Raw genomic sequence first — 16414 nt, 5'->3', positions numbered from 1 at the left:
CACGCGTGACCGTGCGCTCTTGCCCGGTGTCCCCGCCACGCGTGCCGAGGATTCCATACTGTCCTGAACGCGGGGCGGTTTGGCCCGGTTTGAAGGTTTTAGTCATTTAGTAGCCTTTCTGTCAGCGTCCGCTTGAGCGCGGACTCGCCTCTCCTTAATAACCAAACTTGACTTCAGGATCAAGTAGGATAAATTAGGACCTACTTTTTTTGGGCAGCCATGGAGGTCCCTTTGTCAGCGTCAGCATCCCCTGTTTTGAAATCTAGCACGGGGCTTTCGAGTCCTTCATTCCTTCATGGCACCGAGGAAGTCTGCCCTCTCTGCGAGCAGCAGATTCCGCACGACCAGTTCGATGAGATCCAAGCGCGCATCGAAACGCGCCAGAGGAAGACCTCGGACGAGATCACTGCTCGGCTCCAGCACCAATTCGCACTCGATAAGGCGGCAGCGCTGGAAAAAGCAGCGAAGGACGCGGACGAGAAGGCCGCGCTGGCAAGAACGGAGGCTGAAGCCGCTTCGCAGAAAAAGATCGAGGCCGCCGAGGCGGCCGGTCGTGAGGTTCTTGAAGGACTTGAGAATCAAATTACTGAGGCCAACGCTGCCAAAGCCAGCGCCGAGGAACTTCGTAGCGTGGTGCAGGCTCAGCTTGCTCAGGCCAAGATCGACAACGAGGAGGCGATCGAGCTCGTCAAAGGTGATGCGGCAGCCAAGGAAGTGACCATCCGGGCGGAGGCGAAGGCCGCTGCCGAGGCGGCAGCGAAGGATCGTCTGGAAACGGCGGAAACGCTGAAAGCGAGGGCCGAGAATGCTGCCAAGGTACTCACGGAGCAGCTTGAAAAGGCCGCGGCTGACGCCGACGCCAAGATCCAGACCCTCAACGAAGCTGCGGCCTTGCGGGAGGTCGCAATCAAGCAAGAGGCCGTCGCCGCCGCTGAGGCAGTTGCGCAGCAGAAACTTATTGAGATTGAGGCCGCTCGCGCTGCCGCCGAAACCAAGGCGGCCGAAGTCGAGAAGCAACTCGCAGAGGTGAAAGAAACGGAAGAGGCGAGGACCAATGCTCGCCTTCAGGAGCAGCGCGAAGCTTTGGAGCAGGCGCAAGTGATGGCGGTGAATTCGGAGAAAGCTGCTGCGTTCAAGGAAACTCAGAAGCTTTCTGAGAAGGTGGCGGAACTGACGCGGGCTCTCGACAAGAAAACTAACGAGGAACTTGGCGAGGGCGCAGAGATTGATCTGTTCGAATCTCTCAAGGCGGAATTCGAGGGTGATAAGATTGAGCGCATCAACAAAGGCCAGCCCGGCGCTGACATTTTGCATATCGTCATGCATAACGGCAAGGCGTGCGGCACCATCATCTACGATTCCAAAAACCACAACGCTTGGCGGAACGATTTTGTGACCAAGTTAGCTAGCGATCAGATGGCGGCGAAGGCTGAACATGCAATTTTGTCTATCAGTAAGTTCCCTGCCGGCGCCCGTCAGTTGCATTTGCAGGATGGTGTTTTGCTCGCAAATCCCGCGCGCGTAGTGGCCCTTGTCAGCGTCGTGCGGCAACACATCGTCCAGACCCACACCCTGCGCATGAGTGGCGAGGAAAAGACCCAGAAGACGGCAGCGCTCTATGATTTCATCACCTCGGAGCGGTGCAATGACCTTCTCAACCGGATCAATATCCACACTGATGATTTGATGGACCTTCAGGTGAAGGAAATGAAGGCGCACGATGCCACCTGGAAGCGTCAGGGCGAACTCATCCGTTCCGTGCAGAAAGTGCGCGGTGAACTGACCAGACAGATTGATGACATCATCGGCACCGGGGAGGCCGCAGGAGGGCAAGATGAATAGCCCCTCGCAGGCAAAAGATCGCGACAACGTCGTCGTCAATCTTCAGGAGCGCCGGCTCGACCGCACTGTGCTCCGTACCTATCGAACCAAGGCAGATATCGACGCAATCGTTCCGAACGAGAAGCAGCCTCGGCTAGGTCCCAAAATCGATGAAGAGCTTCAGCGCCAGATTGAGGCCAATGGTGGTCTGTTTGAACCATTGCTGGTTGAGCCGCACCCCGATTTTCCGGGCAAGTATCGCATAATCGATGGCGACAGGCGTTGGACGAACTCACGCGTGCTTGTCGAGCAGGGAAAAAAGGAGTTTCGGCAACTGCCGATCGAGGTGACCGACCGGACGCTGAGCGACGAAGACCGTTTGCGAGCGTGGATTTACATTCACCGGCAGCGCAAGGAGTGGGATGCCAAGGAAAAGGAGATGGTGGCATATCGGTTAGTTGACCTCATGGGCCGCGCTAGCGCGGCCAACATCCTCGGTATCACGGTCCGCGACCTCGACAAGCTGGTCGATATTTTCGAGCTATCTGAGAAGTTCACCAGCTTGCGAGACCCGAGCGCGGCCATCACTTGGGCACGTGAAATGATGGGTGTCAGCAAGAAGCTCCTCACGCCGAGCATCGTCGAAGCCGTCGTCAAGAAGGTGAACGATAGGCGAATCACAAACTCAAAAGAGCTGCGGAAGCTGCGGGCAATTTTGCCAGATCCGGTGGCGCGAGCGAATTTCCTTAGTGACGGCGGCGATCTTGATTCCGCCATGCTGAGACTGGCACCGCAAGAGAAGAAGCCACGAGGCGGTCTCTCCGATGACCTTGAGGCCGCAGTCGAAGCGATGAAGAGCGTGCCTTGGACCACGCTTCAGGGTCTCAAGGGCGATCCGGAGCTACTTAAGAGGATTGAAGCGGCGGAAGAGCTTCTTCGCTCGCTGAAAAAGGCCATCACCTAGCCTTCGTGCGTTCGGCTAGGCCCTCCAGCACCGATTGCTCCGCGACCAGCCCATCGAAAGTCCTTCCATAGGCTTCCTCGCGCTGGGTTTGCAGGTCGCGTGCGCGATCCTTAGCGCTCTTCGCATCGGTCAAAATCGTACGCTAAGGCCGGCGGAGTGTGAATATCGGGAAGCTCATCGAACTGGCGCTGGCCGCTCGAGAGAAGCGGCCTCGATTCAGATGAATATTGTGGATCACATCGACTTTAGGAAACACCGGAGGACTATGCGGATATGTTGTCCTTAAGAGGAGCGGCCCATGGCAAAAAACATCGTCATCTTTTCCGACGGTACCGGTCAGGAGGGGGGTATTCGGGTCGAGCAGCGCCTGAGCAACATCTACAAGATGTACCGAGTTTGCAGGGTAGGGCCAGAAACATCGATCGATCCTCACGAGCAGGCAGCGTTCTATGATCCTGGCCTCGGGACCGAAACCACGGCAACGGGCTTCACGAGCGCAGTGCGATGGGTACAAAAGACGTTAGCTTCCGTGTCCGGCCGCGGAATAACGACCAACATCGTCGATTGCTATGAATTCCTGATCAATCACTATGAACCTGGCGACAGGATCTTCTTGTTCGGCTTCAGCAGGGGAGCGTACACGGTGCGGAGCGTGGCCAACCTGCTGATGCTCTGCGGAATACCCAGCCGCAATGGCGATCAGCCAGTCCCCCGCTTCAGGAAGGCGGTCCGCGATATCGCCAGCAGCGCAGTTTACACTGTGCTGGAACACGGGGCAGGGCACCCACGTGCGAAGTTTGACGAAGAAAGGCTCGAGCTTGCACGACGGTTTCGAGCCCAATACGGCGCCGATCATGAATCTGGTGAGGTCCACCGCTCCAACGCATCACCATACTTCATCGGCGTGTTTGATACCGTAGCGGCTCTTGGCGTCAAAGGCCTTCTTGCGATCGGTATCAAGATTTTTCTGGCTGTCGGCGCTGCTTTGCTCGCAGCAGCACTTGCGTTAGCGCCTGCGCTTATAGTGGCCGGCATACTTTCTCTTTTCGGCTTCACCTTCTGGTTTTCGGTGCTGGCATTTGTCGGGTTGGCAGCGGTTGCAGGCGTCGTTCTGATTACTTGGCAACAGCGCAAATCAATCAAAAAAGTCATACGCGACTTCCCGAATCCCGGTGACAAATCCTCTCACCTTGCAGAATGGAAGGGGGAGAACTTCGACCGCCTGCTAAGCCGATTTGTGGGATATGCGCGTTCCGCGAATGCCATCGATGAAACGAGAGAAGACTTTACTCGCGTGGGTTGGGGTCCAACAAGGGACATGCCGGAGGAGCGGAACGGCGTCCGTACGTTCAAACAGTTGTGGTTCGCCGGGAACCACTCCGATATCGGTGGCAGTTACCCGGAGAGTGAATCACGGCTCTCCGACATTGCCTTGCAATGGATGATCGAAGAGGTGGTGGGACTGCCCGACGATCTTAAGATGGGGCCGGTGATTGTCGACGGCAAACGCCTGCCGCAGACGCCTGAAAATGGGACACCTCTCCATCTCTTCCCGAGAGCTGACGCCCTGCAGCATTGCGAAGTTGCGGGCACGCAGGATGTGCTTGAAGCTCGCATTCCCCACTGGCTGCGCCCGCTTACAAGCCGCCTTGGATGGAAGACCAAAACCCGGGAAATCAATCCGGAAGCTCCTGTCCATCCTACCGTAGAAGAGCGATTCCAACTCCTACAGGTTCCGCAATGCGCTGGGTCCGGTTCCTATCGTCCTGAGGCCTTGCGGAATCACGAGAAATTTCACGCCTACTATGAATAGAATATGCGAAGCGGGGTGTACGGCGGCGTAGAGGCTCGTTCCCCATTTGTGCTTCGAAAGTCGCATAATTGGCAGTGCGGAACTCAACGGCGGCTCATTGGTTTTGCGGGTTCAGCTCGTGGAAAAGGTCCGTCGGCCTTCCGTGAATGCGGGTTTCCGCATCGCCTACCTCGATTTGGTCGATGACCGCCGGACAGGCGAGGCGGAGCCGTATCTCGCCCGAGAGCACATTCGCGCGCATGATTTCGACGAACGCGCCTATCTTTTCATCCGCAGTGAGAAACCTGCGTTTGACGGATGCAGTGGTGCTACGCTTGCGGAGCCCGGGGCGTCTCTATGCGGCAATCCTTCATCGTGAGCCGATGCTATTGTGCAAGTTTCGCAGCACTGCGGGTGGCGATATCGCCCAAGACAGCATGAAGAAGCGTTCCAACTTCCTGTTCGGCGACCCCGGGTGCAATTCCTGATTCGGACAGTTGAACGAGAATTGCCTTGGCGGTGTTGCGCCAGAAGGCGTTCGCGTCCTTCCCGTTCTTGGATTCCAGGACCCGGGCGATCCCTTCGACCAACTTCCGCCGCCGATGCAGCGGAAACGCGCTTATGTTTGAATCACACATCGATCACCTCACCCCTTCAGTCGCGCGAATAAGCATTGGCGGGTGAGAAAATTTGGTTAACAGCGCTTTTGGACAATGGTCAGCAATGGAATAAAGCGTCTACCCAACAAGCCAAGAGGTGTGCCACGTGTTGATGATCGGCGCGTGCTGAACGGCATCTTCTGGGTGCTGCGCTCCGGTGCTCCATGGCGCGACCTGCCTCAGCGCTATGGCCCGCGCACCACCTGTTGCAACCGCTTCGTCCGATGGCGAAAAGCAGGTGTGTGGCTGCGCAGTAACGAGTCTACGGCCTAAGGTTTGCGGAGCCTCACGCCGGCGCGGCTGCCGTTCTCCGGGATGAACTCGACGCCGGCGGCCTAGAGGGCGATGCGCAAGGCAGCAACGGTTCGCTCTTGTGTGGAGCCCTGTCGGGCCGCGACATCTACTTAATGTCTATTTTAGACAGTCGCCGCGACCATAACTTTTGATAACAGGTCAGGGTCGCGGGATGCCGAGCCGCTTGAAATACCGGGTTACGTCCGGATGCTCGCGATCGTCCCGCCTCAACCGCGCAAGCGCGTCATCATCGCCGGCGAGCGCCATAGCCAAACCGGGAGCGCTTATTCTCCACGGAGCACCGGGCATTGTCTGGTTGTGAAGACGGTGCTTGATCACCAGCCGCCTGAGTGTGTCTTCGCTTACGTTGTAGTCGTGCCTGAACAGATCAATGGCCCTCTGGACCGTGATCGCCTCTGCCCGTGGGATGTAGAGCGGCCGAAGCCGTTCGCCTGTTGCCGGCGCTGTTTTGACACGGCGCGCATTGGTCATTCGGCCCATCGCGCTTTTCTGCGGCCCGCCGTTTCGCCCGACATCAGGGAACGATATCGCCCCCCATGTATTAGAAACCCATGGACACTATGGAACCCCACGGCCACGGGATGGCGGCCGATCTTTTGACATCGGAAGTTGCCAATGCCAGGCAGCGCATCCACCGGACCGAGCTCGCGCTTCAACGCACTGAAGAAATGCTGGCGGAAAATCTCGCGCTGTGCAGCAGGATACGAACTGCGGTCGAGGCCGCAGACCGCTTGGTGAAGATCGATCCCCCAGCTTTGAAGGACGTCGCGCGGGTTGAACTGGGCCGGCGTTTCATTCGCCTTGCGGCACCCTGCCGCAAGAGCCTGCCCGTTGGCATCACAGCGTGAGCAAACATTGGACAGAAGCATTCCAACGTTCACGATGTGCAACGCCGACGCTAGATAGACCGAATTTCAGTTCAAAGAGCGAGGTTAATGCTGCGGCAAACGAAGGGGGCACGGGGGGTCTTCGCGCGAGCCAGTTATCCGATCTCCCGCTCAGAAATTTCTACCAAATATTCCGACCTCCTGATCGAACCCATTCGTTGCGGGCGAGTTGCGGCTGATTGGGACGGACCTCCCGAACATGACAACGAGCAACAAAGCAGACCATCAGTCTGTCTCCGAAGCGTTTCGGAAACTGATCCGTTCCGAAGGCTATCGTCATCACGTACAAACGTTCTTAAATCTGGAGGTCGAACCAGAACTGCCGCCAACCCTACAGTCGTTACTTGCGGCTATTGATGGGGCCAAACAGGGGCCGACGGAAGAAGGTCCCTAGCCGGCTGGCTGAGCGTCAGCTCAAAGAGTATAGAGGCTCGCTTCGTGGCTTGTCCCCCTGATTCCCACTCAGAAGTTATCAAACATTCTTCTTGATTTTTCTCGACAGAGGATAATGAATGTTCCCTTGAGTTCTCCCTGAGGTGGGAGGCCTTGTATGAACATTTGGACGAACTGCCGACCCGACAAGGTGACTGCCAAACACCTTGTTCACGAGCTGATCCTACAAGCCCGTCGCGGCCAAATCATCTCCGTCAAAGAGACTATTGCAGCGGTGCGCCGAGACCGGCCACATCTGGCGGAAACTGACTGCGAGCTGGTGGAGCTTATTGTCAATGTTGCCCCAGCCTTTGGCCTGTTCGTCGGGTTCGATCTTCGCGAATAGCCTCATGGCAACCCATTGGTTCTCGCCTGCGGTGTACGTCAGGACAGACCGACCTGGGATTGTGGGAGAAAGGCGGCTCGAGGCGCGTCAATAGGATCGAGGAGGAGCATGAGGGTCTTCGCGAGCTGGTGTCCGATCCCCACCACAGCAATTCTACAAAGATTCCTGACTGTCGCGGCCTAGCACCGTGCCAATTTGTACGGTTGTTACATGGCGTTGATGTCGGTCAGGAAGTGAGTAGAGTCTCCTTCGGCGTGTCCCTGGGGAGGGCTGGATGAGCGTCGCGCAAAGGGTAGGTCCGCTTCTAGAGCAAGCAATCACAGTACTCCTCAATAGGGTGGACCGTCGCGACACGGTCTCGATCAAAGCGGCGCTACGCGAAGCTCGGGAGACTGCGCCTTATTTGGTGGCCTCCGACGAAGAACTAACCGAGGCAATCGTCGAGGCAGCAACTGCCATGGGCCTCTGCGTGGCTTTCGACGCCCAAGAGTAGCTGTCAGCCAACTTCAGTCACTCGTGGCATCGCAACGGAAGCGCGCCGTCCTGAGCCATTTTCAATAGTCAGAGGTAATCCGCAATTACCTTCGCAAGCTGCTAAATCTGCCTGTAGAACGGGAACTGGGCTGAGCAAAAGTATTTGCTGGAGGAACTTGATCGGGCCGACAAAGAGTGACCGCATGGCTCTCCACTGGTTCAACCCTCCGGTCCCGGTCAAGACCGAGCGTCCCGGGATCATCCGCAACGTCAACAACGCCGAGAAAGCCGGCGAGGAGCTGATGAAATGGACCAAGCGTGGCCCTTGCTGGGACCTCGCGGTGCGCGTTTGCATGGCCGTGATTTTCGACGAGATGGAAGCTGAGGAGGCCCGCAAGGCATTCCTGGCTGCTGCAAAAGAGGAGGGGACATTGCTCCCCCCAATGTGACAACTAGCTAAATTGGATGCGGCATAAGCTTCTAGGTGTCTATTACCAACACCGCCTTCGCGAAAGGAGCCCGCCGCCGGTGAGGGAGAGGCGACGGACCCCGCCACAGCGGCTGCACATCCGAGAAGGACCACTGCAACTTCTAAACCCGCGAGGGCCTACATCGTTCCCTTAGCTGCGGCTAAAGCGGGGTTGGTCGGCGGGCTCTTGCCGCTCTAAGTTCCCCCTTATGGGTCCTCTCTGGTTCGCTCCCCCGGTCTACGTGAAGACGAAACGTCCGGGCATTCGCCATGGGGTCAGCCACGTCGAGGGAGCCGCCGAGGAGCTCATGGGATGGGACACAAAGGGCCCGAAGTGGACCAAGGCGGTCCAATCCTGCGTCGATGCGTTCGAGGGCAAAGCCTCCCTCCAAGAGGTCCGTGAAGCCTTTGAGGCGGCTGCCAAGGAGGCCAACATGCATCTCTCCCCTGAGTAGGAGGTATCATGGCAACCCATTGGTTCGTCCCTCCGGTGTTCGTGAAGACTGAAACCGGTGTCAGGCATGGCTGCAACAATGCGAAGGAGCCCTTGAGCAGCTCAACATGTGGACCCGGCGAGGGCCTCGCTGGCACAAGCGGTGATCCTCTGCCTGTCAGCCTTGGAGGGCGATTCGATTGACCCCCACATAATACGAAAGGCCTTTGAGGCTGCCGCTAAGGGAGGCCAACGTGTATCTCTCCCCTGAGTAGGAGTTGTCGTGGCAACCCATTGGTTCTCCCCTCCGGTGTACGTCAAGACCGACCGACCTGGGGTGACCTACGGGTGCAACAACGTCGAGGGTGCCGCCGAGGAACTCATGAAGTGGGCCAAGATGGGACCTAACTGGAGGAAGGCTGTGCAACTGTGCGCCGACAGGAGGTCCCTCAGGCTTTCGAGGCTGCTGCCAAGGAGGAGGGGGTGTTCCGTGAGTAGCAGGCCGGTGCCCATGGCTATGTTGGGACGGACCCGCTAGGCTGTCCGAATGCTGACCAAGGCCGCACTGCTCGAAATAGACCCCGATCCGAGAGCGTTCTCTCTGGTCGGCGCATTTATGGGCCATTTTGCACTTCTTGAAACTGGCATCGGAGCTTGCTCTGGGCGAGGTACTTGGCGTCTACGTCGAGGTAAGGGGACCGGAACCGGAATGTCAGGCTTCTGAAGCCGATGTGAGAAACCGGATACAGATGTCGAAAAGGCCGACCGCCTCGTGTTCGACCTCGACCCCGATGAAGGCCTCGATTTTGAGGCCGTCCGCGCCGCTGCCTTTCAGTTCCGCGCTATCCTTGAATCGCTGGGGCGGGGTCGCGCTGACCAATCCTTGCCCGATCTGTAGCGGCCGACGCAGGAAGGAGGCAGTAAAGCCGGGATTTAAACGGCAACGCGGCGTTCATGGCCTGGCCTGATCGGAACCTGCGGAGATCGGCCTCGTTTGGCTGAAGCCATGGCAAAGATCGATCCGAGGACCGTCGCCAGTCTTTTGAAGGAATACGCACAACGGGCGTCTATGCGCGGCGACAATCCCTATCGCATAAAGGCATACTTGCGCGCGGCAGACAGTCTGACGGCGCTGTCGCAGCCGCTTGACCGGATCATCGCCGCCGGCGCCCTCACCAAGATCCCGGGGATCGGTGACGCGATCGCAGACATCGTGACCAAGCTTTACCAAACCGGCACGCACCCGAGCCTTGAAAAGCTGCGCGAGGATGTTCCAGCGGGCGTGATGGAGCTGTTTGCCATACCCGGGCTTCGTCCTGATAAGATACTGAGGCTTCATCAGGCGCTCGGCGTGAACTCGCTGGCGGAGCTCGAGGCCGCAGCACGAGAAGACCGCATACGCCCAGTCAAAGGCCTCGGCGCCGCGCTCCAGACAAAGCTCCTGCAGAACCTGGCCATCGTGCGAAGCGGCGAAACGCAACTTCACCTGCACAAGGCCGCCGCTCTTCTGGAACATGCGGTCATATCGGTGAAGCAAGAGCATCCAGAGTTTTCGCGCGTCGAAATTGCAGGTGACTTCCGGCGCGGTTGCGAGCTCGTTTCTGATTTCGCTTTGGTAGCGCAGGGCAGAAAGTCGACTGGTATCGAGGATACGACCCTCAGGCTTGTTGTCACGGACAGCAAGCACTTTGGCGCGAGCCTGCTCGAAGCAACCGGTTCGGCAGACCACCTTGAGCAACTGAAGAGGTTCGCGGCCGACAAGGGGTTCACCCTAAACGCCGACGGGCTTCATCGCGGGAGAAAGCTGATCGCGTAAGCGACAGAAGAAGAAATCTACCAAGCTCTAGACCTGCAGTTTATCGAGCCTGAATTGCGCGAAGGCAGGGACGAGATTGAGCGAGCGGCAAAGCAGAAGCTACCCGCCCTCATTCGGGATGAAGATCTGCATGGCATCCTGCATTCTCACACGACCGCATCCGACGGCACCGAAACGCTTGAGGCAATGGCTGAAGCCACGCGCAAGCGCGGTTTCGAATACTATGGTGTCGCCGATCATTCGCAGTCCGCTCACTACGCAGGCGGCCTTTCGTTGCAGGAGATTGCTGAACAGCACCGCGAAGCCGACCGGCTGAACAAGGCATACAATGGAAAATTTCGCATACTGAAGGGCATCGAGGCCGACATCCTGGCGGATGGCTCGCTCGATTACCCGAATCATATCTTGGAGCAGTTCGATTTCGTCGTCGCGAGCGTGCACAGCCGCTTCAAGTTGCCCAAGAAGGAACAGACGGAGCGTATCATTGAGGCGATCGGAAATCCCCGGACGACAATCATCGGGCACATGACCGGTCGCCAGCTGTTGCGCCGGCCCGGTTATGATCTCGACGTCGACAAAGTCCTCAAAGCGTGTGCGAAACACGGCGTCGCTGTCGAAATCAACGCACATCCGTGGCGACTCGACCTCGACTGGCGCTGGCATCAAAAGGCACTCGATCGGGGCTGCACCTTCAGCATCAATCCGGACGCTCATTCGGTCCGCGAGCTCGACCACATGCATTGGGGTGTCGAGATGGCGCGCAAGGGCGGTGTTCCTGCGAAGCGGGTCCTGAACGCGATGCGTTTGACGGCCCTCCTTGCGCATCTCGCACGGCGCAGGCAAACGCTTTAACCTGCTTGTGCTGTCCGGCCTATCAGCGCAGGAGTCCCTCATTCTCAAAATCTTCCCAGCCGCGCAAACTGGAGTGCGCGTTCTCATCGGGGCCATAACCAGCTGAAGCTGCAGTTCCGCGACCGCTTCTTTGCGCACGTTTCATAGCGGCCTTGCCCGCGGCTCGCCGCCTATTGTCTGCAGCTGTCGCTGCGTCCTGTTCGCGCCAGACCGTAACCAGGTCGCGGTCAAGCACATCCTCCACGTGCTGCGGGTCGAACACGTGAAACGTGATGTTCCTTGCCCGCCTGTGAATCGGCGTGCAAAATTGACCCCATAAGCCGGGGAATCGGCGTCCAATTTTGACCCCCCTGATGCTTTGATTTGCGACCATCAGCTCGTCGTAGCGAGCGGATGGTGTGGGGATGAAGTCGGTGGATACGATTGCCCGGGTTCGGCGCGCCTTCCATGTGCAGGGATGGTCGCTCAAGCGGATTTGCCGCGAACTGCATGTGTCGCGGAACACCGTCCGCAAGATACTCAGGTCCGATGAGACATCGTTCTCCTACGAACGCGAGCGGCAGCCCAAGCCGAAGATCGGTCCGTGGCAGGATCAGCTTGACGGTTTTTTGAATGGCAACCGCGGTAAGGCGGCGCGCGAGCAACTGACACTGATCCGGATTTACGAAGAGCTTTGCAGCCTCGGCTACGAGGGAGGCTATGATGCCGTCCGCCGATACGCGAAGAGCTGGGCGAAGGCGCAGGGGTCGGCGATGGCGGACGCCTATGTGCCGCTGTTCTTCGCGCCGGGCGAGGCCTACCAGTTCGACTGGAGCCACGAGATCGTCCTGATCAACGGCGTGACAGTGACCGTGAAGGTCGCCCATGTCCGGCTCTGCCACAGCCGCATGATGTTCGTCAGGGCCTATCCGCGGGAGACGCAGGAGATGGTGTTCGACGCCCACGACCGGGCCTTCGCCTTCTTCGGCGGCGCCTGCACGCGCGGCATCTACGACAACATGAAGACGGCGGTGGAAACGATCTTCGTTGGCAAGGACCGCCAATACAATCGCCGCTTCCTGCAGATGTGCAGCCATTATCTGGTGCAGCCGGTCGCCTGCACGCCGGCATCGGGCTGGGAGAAGGGTCAGGTCGAGAACCAGGTCGGGCTGGTGCGCGAGCGCTTCTTCACGCCCAGGCTGCGCTTCAAGACCTATGAGGAGCTGAACGCCTGGCTGCATGACAAGTGCGTCGCCTACGCCAAGGCGCATCGTCACATCGAACAGCCGGAACGAACGATCTGGAACGTGTTCGATGAGGAGCGTGGCAAGCTGGTTGAATACCGCGGTTCCTTCGACGGGTTCCATACGGTGCCGGCCTCGGTGTCGAAGACCTGCACGGTGCGCTTCGACAACAACAAATACTCGGTTCTGTCGACGGCCGTCGGCCGCCCGGTCGAGATCCATGCCTATGCCGGCAAGATCGTCATCCGCCAGGACGGCGTGGTCGTCGCCGAGCATGCCCGCTCCTTCGGGCGCGGCGACACGATCTACGATCCCTGGCATTACATGCCGGTCCTTGCCCGCAAGCCCGGTGCACTGCGCAACGGTGCGCCCTTCCAGGGCTGGGTTCTGCCCTCGGCGATGGAGCGTATCCGACGCAGATTGAAGGCGGCGCACGACGGCGATCGGCAGATGGTGTCGATCCTGGCCACGGTGTTGACCGACGGCATCGATGCCGTGGAGGCCGCCTGCCAGGAAGCGCTCGACCAGAACGTCTGCTCCGCCGCCGTCATCATCAACATCCTGGCCCGGCGGCGCGATCCGGCGCCGGCCGTCACCATTCTCACCCCGGACGCTCTTCGCCTGCAACACGAGCCGGTTGCCGACTGCGCCCGCTACGACAGCCTCAGGAGGGCAAGCTGATGGAACGCACGCAGGTTCTGGAACTAATGGGGACGCTGAAGCTCTACGGAATGCGCGGCGCCTATGACGAGGTCATGGCGACAGGCATCAAGCGCCAGCACGAGCCGCCGAGGATCGTCGGCGATCTGCTGTCGGCCGAGATCGCCGAGAAGCAGGCCCGCTCCATCAAATACCAGCTCACTGTCGCCAAGCTGCCGATAGCCAAGGACATCGATGAGTTCGACTTCGACGGCACGCCGGTCAACGAGGTGCTGGTCCGGGACCTTGCCAACGGCACCTTCGTCGCCGACCAGCGCAACGCCGTGCTCATCGGCGGCACCGGAACCGGCAAGTCGCATCTCGCAATCGCCATTGCCCGCGCCCTGATCCGCAACGGCTCACGTGGCCGCTTCTTCAACGTCGTCGATCTCGTCAACCGGCTCGAGACCGAGCACCGCGGCGGCAAGCAGGGCCGTATCGCCGATTACCTCACCCGGCTCGACTTCGTCGTGCTCGATGAACTCGGGTATCTCCCGTTCGCGCAAGCCGGCGGGCAATTGCTCTTCCACCTGATCAGCAGGCTCTACGAGCGCACCTCCATTATCGTCACCACGAACCTGGCGTTCGGCGAATGGCCCGCCGTCTTCGGCGACGCCAAGATGACGACAGCGCTGCTCGACCGTCTCACCCATCATTGCGAGATCATCGAGACCGGAAACGAATCCTGGCGCTTCAAGAACCGCGCCTGATCACCCCATCAAGCTGCCAAGCGCCATCCGCGCTCGCCCGGGCTGCGCAACCCTGACCAGCTCCGCCCGGGCGAACGCTGACCGCCGCGCATTACATAAGGGGGGGTCAAAATTGGACGCCGATCGGGGGTCAGTTTTGGAAGCCGTTTGACACTCCTGTCATGCCGTCGTGGCCGACGATGCCGCCTCGCTTTGCCGCCCTCCGGTCATCGTAGCGACCACCGACGCGATGCCCATCTCTGGAAAATACACACGCTCGATCGGCTGATAAGAGACTTCCAGCTGGTCTTTGATGTTGAGTTCGACGTGATGCAGTGACGGCCTCAAAAGCGCGAAATCCTCCGAGGAGAGGGTTTTCAATACATGGTTGCGAAGAAGGGATTGGGGCATGGCTCTCTCTCCCATGCGGGCAAGAGCACGTACCTCTTACTGTCGGCTGCGTCCGACGCGCTGGCGGCCGATGTGGGAAGCATAGGCTTCAAATGTGCGGTTGGCAAAGAGTCCGTGCCTGGCGAAAGGCTCGGGGAATGTCGGCTTGAGTCCCGTAGGTGGTGGGCGCTTCTTATGACTTATGAGGCCGGTCACGAATGTCCGGAACCGGCCTAAGCAGATCGGCAGGTTTCGAGCATCGAGTTGGCAAAAGCAGTCGTTCAGCTCACGTGATGAGTTTCGGGCGCCGTCGCCTTGCGCTTACCGACATTGTGCTTCACCCGTTCCGGCCCTCTTCTTAAGCGCAGTAACTTTGAAACAAATCCTGCCGGCAGGCGTTCCAGCATGACGGGCGGCGTTGCCGGAGGACCCAATCCCCGACGAATACAATGACATCGTCATCCCCCAAAACCACGATGCATCGCCACTTCGTGAGGAGGAGTATTTCGTCCTCTGGCCGGCGTGCGGCCAAGCGTTCGACATCAGGTGTATGGCAGAGGCGCTTCATCACAACGAGCTAGGCCACGAGCCATACGACCTCGACTCGTAGTCGGCAGTGATCGACGACCGTCGATGATCGTTTGGAGATGTCCCTTCAGGCCTCTATACGAGCCGGGTCGAGACCAGCACCGAGGGTAAGCTCTCGCTCATCTGGCCGGTCGCGTTGCCGACCGATCGGCTTGACGAATCCCTGTCGCGAGGGCGGATCTTCGCCGGCACGCTATGTCTTGACAGATAACTTGCGGGCTTTCAGCAACGACTTGATGCCGTTGCGGTCGTTGTCGATGCGGTCGCGGCCGTGACCAACCGAAAGCTTCGATAACGCATCCACCACATGCGACAGGTTGTTGTTCATCCAGGGCGACGGCGCCTACTCCACCGCAACCATGTCGCCCAGTTCTGTCACGACGCTCCGAAGCAGACCTGCTCCCGGCATCGGGTGCCGGGACCAACATGTGATCTCCATAATGCGTAAGAGCCGGAGGCGACAAGGCGCTCATTGCAGAGAAAGGTTAACGATCGATCGGATGCCCGCGTGCCTTCACGCGCAATGTTGCTGGGCGCCTCCTTCGACAGCGCGCACATGCGACACGTCCTGGCCGCGCGCGCCGCCTGTTGCCGAGAGCGACATCGCGAATGCGCGAACGGCTGGACGGCAGGTGAAGCGGGGTCGCGATAGGCGCACATCGGACTTGCTTCACCGGTAGTCCGAAGACGCCAGCGACGCTATCTGACCGAAAGCAAACAGAAGCTAGGCGTGCCCCACTGAAAGCACAAGCAAGCGCAAACGTTCCTGGACTGATGCTCGGCTGGCGGCAACTTGCTCGCCAGCCGAGTTGAGTTCAGGCGGTGGTCGGGGGAGACTGGCCAGCAACACGCTGGTGATTCCAACCTTTGCCGATGTGCCAATCAGCAACCTTGGTCGGTCTTTTTCACCTGGCCCGGCGCGGCGGTGTTGGCTGTCGTGTCCTGCTGACCTGGCGCCGCCTGCTGAGCGCTGCCAGTCTGCTGGCCGGGCGCGCAGTCTCTGGCCGAGTTCGGATTTGTGGTGCCGCTGGTCGTGGTCGTGTCGGTGCCTTGATCGCCGGACATGTTGGTGCCGCTGCTTGTCGTGCCGGCGCCCTGATCCGTCGTGCTGGGCATGGTTGTCGTGGTCGAGGTTCCGCTCGTCGAGGTTCCGCTCGAAGTTCCGCTCGTCGTCTGGGCAAAGGAAAGCCCGGCCGACAGCGCCAGCACGGCCGAAGCCAAAAGGATGCGTTTCATCTTCTTTCTCCTTTCTGAATGCGCGGGATGCGCCTGGCCAAATCGAACAGGCAGACAGAAGGAGTGTTCCCCGATGAAGTTCAACTTTTGTAACTCTGGTCGTAGGTCAGCCTTAGGATGCCGGGCGTATATTAGAAGCCTCTTGAAGAAGACACTGCCCGCACCAGAATCCATGGCATGGCTCGGGGAATAGGCATTGGTGACCAAGTGGCGATTACTGCCACGGTTCGAAGGCGGATAACAGAGGACCGCGTAAGCGTCTCTATCCCAGGTTACGAGTTCCCACATTCCATCATCGACCACACCAAGGTGAACCGAGGCCAGCAAAT

Annotated in this window: 15 protein-coding genes and 3 pseudogenes; 13 read left to right on the top strand and 5 right to left on the bottom strand. The window is 59.1% G+C overall.

Going from position 1 to position 16414, the window contains the following annotated elements; translation table 11 throughout:
• The first annotated feature begins 231 nt into the window (after window positions 1-231).
• The 3 genes from NKJ20_RS20110 to NKJ20_RS20100 all read left to right on the top strand — a co-directional run bounded on the left by NKJ20_RS20110 (window position 232) and on the right by NKJ20_RS20100 (window position 4598).
• The gene (locus NKJ20_RS20110) at window positions 232-1842 is read left to right on the top strand and encodes a DUF2130 domain-containing protein (protein WP_352746310.1); all 1611 of its coding nucleotides are present in this window, start codon (window positions 232-234) and stop codon (window positions 1840-1842) included.
• On the top strand, window positions 1796-2785 hold the full coding sequence (locus NKJ20_RS20105) for a ParB/RepB/Spo0J family partition protein (RefSeq protein ID WP_502902819.1): 990 nt from the start codon (window positions 1796-1798) through the stop codon (window positions 2783-2785). The genes NKJ20_RS20110 and NKJ20_RS20105 overlap by 47 nt, the downstream gene beginning before the upstream one ends.
• A gap of 298 nt (window positions 2786-3083) precedes the next feature.
• Window positions 3084-4598, top strand: coding sequence for a T6SS phospholipase effector Tle1-like catalytic domain-containing protein (locus tag NKJ20_RS20100; RefSeq protein WP_352746304.1), 1515 nt, complete (start codon window positions 3084-3086; stop codon window positions 4596-4598).
• 365 nt (window positions 4599-4963) lie between these two features.
• On the opposite strand, the gene NKJ20_RS20095 is transcribed toward NKJ20_RS20100, so the two are convergent.
• Complete coding sequence (locus tag NKJ20_RS20095) at window positions 4964-5215, bottom strand: DUF6074 family protein (RefSeq protein WP_352457909.1); 252 nt, start codon at window positions 5213-5215, stop codon at window positions 4964-4966.
• A gap of 75 nt (window positions 5216-5290) precedes the next feature.
• On the opposite strand from NKJ20_RS20095, the pseudogene NKJ20_RS20090 reads away from it, so the two are divergent.
• Window positions 5291-5488, top strand: a pseudogene (locus tag NKJ20_RS20090) (transposase); the annotation flags it as partial.
• Between the two features lie 201 nt (window positions 5489-5689).
• On the opposite strand, the gene NKJ20_RS20085 reads toward NKJ20_RS20090, so the two are convergent.
• Window positions 5690-6031, bottom strand: coding sequence for a hypothetical protein (locus NKJ20_RS20085; protein ID WP_352746301.1), 342 nt, complete (start codon window positions 6029-6031; stop codon window positions 5690-5692).
• A gap of 101 nt (window positions 6032-6132) precedes the next feature.
• On the opposite strand from NKJ20_RS20085, the gene NKJ20_RS20080 reads away from it, so the two are divergent.
• The 9 genes and pseudogenes from NKJ20_RS20080 (at window position 6133) to istB (ending at window position 13892) form a co-directional block, all read left to right on the top strand.
• Window positions 6133-6399, top strand: coding sequence for a hypothetical protein (locus tag NKJ20_RS20080; RefSeq protein WP_352746299.1), 267 nt, complete (start codon window positions 6133-6135; stop codon window positions 6397-6399).
• 589 nt (window positions 6400-6988) lie between these two features.
• Window positions 6989-7216, top strand: a complete 228-nt coding sequence (locus tag NKJ20_RS20075; protein WP_352746296.1) for a hypothetical protein — start codon at window positions 6989-6991, stop codon at window positions 7214-7216.
• 274 nt (window positions 7217-7490) lie between these two features.
• Window positions 7491-7709, top strand: coding sequence for a hypothetical protein (locus NKJ20_RS20070; RefSeq protein ID WP_352746294.1), 219 nt, complete (start codon window positions 7491-7493; stop codon window positions 7707-7709).
• Between the two features lie 184 nt (window positions 7710-7893).
• Window positions 7894-8139 carry a DUF982 domain-containing protein gene (locus NKJ20_RS20065; RefSeq protein WP_352746291.1) on the top strand — a complete coding sequence of 82 codons (246 nt, stop codon included), beginning with the start codon at window positions 7894-7896 and terminating at the stop codon, window positions 8137-8139.
• A gap of 229 nt (window positions 8140-8368) precedes the next feature.
• Entirely contained in the window at window positions 8369-8614 is a 246-nt protein-coding gene (locus tag NKJ20_RS20060) for a DUF982 domain-containing protein (protein WP_352746289.1), read from the top strand.
• Window positions 8615-9364: 750 nt separating this feature from the next.
• Window positions 9365-9490 carry a hypothetical protein gene (locus NKJ20_RS20055; protein WP_352549760.1) on the top strand — a complete coding sequence of 42 codons (126 nt, stop codon included), beginning with the start codon at window positions 9365-9367 and terminating at the stop codon, window positions 9488-9490.
• A gap of 108 nt (window positions 9491-9598) precedes the next feature.
• Window positions 9599-11260, top strand: a pseudogene (locus tag NKJ20_RS34170) (DNA polymerase/3'-5' exonuclease PolX).
• Window positions 11261-11664: 404 nt separating this feature from the next.
• Window positions 11665-13231: pseudogene (istA, locus tag NKJ20_RS20040) on the top strand (IS21 family transposase).
• Window positions 13164-13892 carry an IS21-like element helper ATPase IstB gene (istB, locus tag NKJ20_RS20035; protein ID WP_027038551.1) on the top strand — a complete coding sequence of 243 codons (729 nt, stop codon included), beginning with the start codon at window positions 13164-13166 and terminating at the stop codon, window positions 13890-13892. Before istA ends, istB begins: the two are co-directional and overlap by 68 nt.
• 159 nt (window positions 13893-14051) lie before the next feature.
• On the opposite strand, the gene NKJ20_RS20030 is transcribed toward istB, so the two are convergent.
• The 3 genes from NKJ20_RS20030 to NKJ20_RS20020 all read right to left on the bottom strand — a co-directional run bounded on the left by NKJ20_RS20030 (window position 14052) and on the right by NKJ20_RS20020 (window position 16085).
• Window positions 14052-14282 (bottom strand): hypothetical protein, encoded by a 231-nt coding sequence (locus NKJ20_RS20030; protein ID WP_352746282.1) that lies wholly within the window; start codon window positions 14280-14282, stop codon window positions 14052-14054.
• Window positions 14283-15042: 760 nt separating this feature from the next.
• Complete coding sequence (locus tag NKJ20_RS20025) at window positions 15043-15177, bottom strand: hypothetical protein (RefSeq protein WP_352746281.1); 135 nt, start codon at window positions 15175-15177, stop codon at window positions 15043-15045.
• A 554-nt stretch (window positions 15178-15731) separates the two neighbouring features.
• Window positions 15732-16085: a hypothetical protein gene (locus tag NKJ20_RS20020; protein WP_352746279.1), complete on the bottom strand. Its 354-nt coding sequence runs from the start codon at window positions 16083-16085 to the stop codon at window positions 15732-15734.
• Window positions 16086-16414 lie beyond the last annotated feature (329 nt).

This window comes from Mesorhizobium sp. M0185, assembly GCF_040322175.1.
Lineage (GTDB): Bacteria > Pseudomonadota > Alphaproteobacteria > Rhizobiales > Rhizobiaceae > Mesorhizobium.
Note: the sequence above shows the minus strand (reverse complement) of the source record. Positions and strands in the feature narration are given on the sequence as shown.

Bases quoted from the DNA above. Each gene is read 5' to 3' on its own strand.
- NKJ20_RS20020 (WP_352746279.1), bottom strand. From the start codon at position 16,085: ATGAAACGCATCCTTTTGGCTTCGGCCGTGCTGGCGCTGTCGGCCGGG.
- NKJ20_RS20060 (WP_352746289.1), top strand. From the start codon at position 8,369: ATGGGTCCTCTCTGGTTCGCTCCCCCGGTCTACGTGAAGACGAAACGT.
- NKJ20_RS20075 (WP_352746296.1), top strand. From the start codon at position 6,989: ATGAACATTTGGACGAACTGCCGACCCGACAAGGTGACTGCCAAACAC.
- NKJ20_RS20095 (WP_352457909.1), bottom strand. From the start codon at position 5,215: ATGTGTGATTCAAACATAAGCGCGTTTCCGCTGCATCGGCGGCGGAAG.
- NKJ20_RS20030 (WP_352746282.1), bottom strand. From the start codon at position 14,282: ATGCCCCAATCCCTTCTTCGCAACCATGTATTGAAAACCCTCTCCTCG.
- NKJ20_RS20025 (WP_352746281.1), bottom strand. From the start codon at position 15,177: ATGAACAACAACCTGTCGCATGTGGTGGATGCGTTATCGAAGCTTTCG.
- NKJ20_RS20085 (WP_352746301.1), bottom strand. From the start codon at position 6,031: ATGGGCCGAATGACCAATGCGCGCCGTGTCAAAACAGCGCCGGCAACA.
- istB (WP_027038551.1), top strand. From the start codon at position 13,164: ATGGAACGCACGCAGGTTCTGGAACTAATGGGGACGCTGAAGCTCTAC.
- NKJ20_RS20100 (WP_352746304.1), top strand. From the start codon at position 3,084: ATGGCAAAAAACATCGTCATCTTTTCCGACGGTACCGGTCAGGAGGGG.
- NKJ20_RS20105 (WP_502902819.1), top strand. From the start codon at position 1,796: ATGACATCATCGGCACCGGGGAGGCCGCAGGAGGGCAAGATGAATAGC.
- NKJ20_RS20065 (WP_352746291.1), top strand. From the start codon at position 7,894: ATGGCTCTCCACTGGTTCAACCCTCCGGTCCCGGTCAAGACCGAGCGT.
- NKJ20_RS20070 (WP_352746294.1), top strand. From the start codon at position 7,491: ATGAGCGTCGCGCAAAGGGTAGGTCCGCTTCTAGAGCAAGCAATCACA.
- NKJ20_RS20080 (WP_352746299.1), top strand. From the start codon at position 6,133: ATGGCGGCCGATCTTTTGACATCGGAAGTTGCCAATGCCAGGCAGCGC.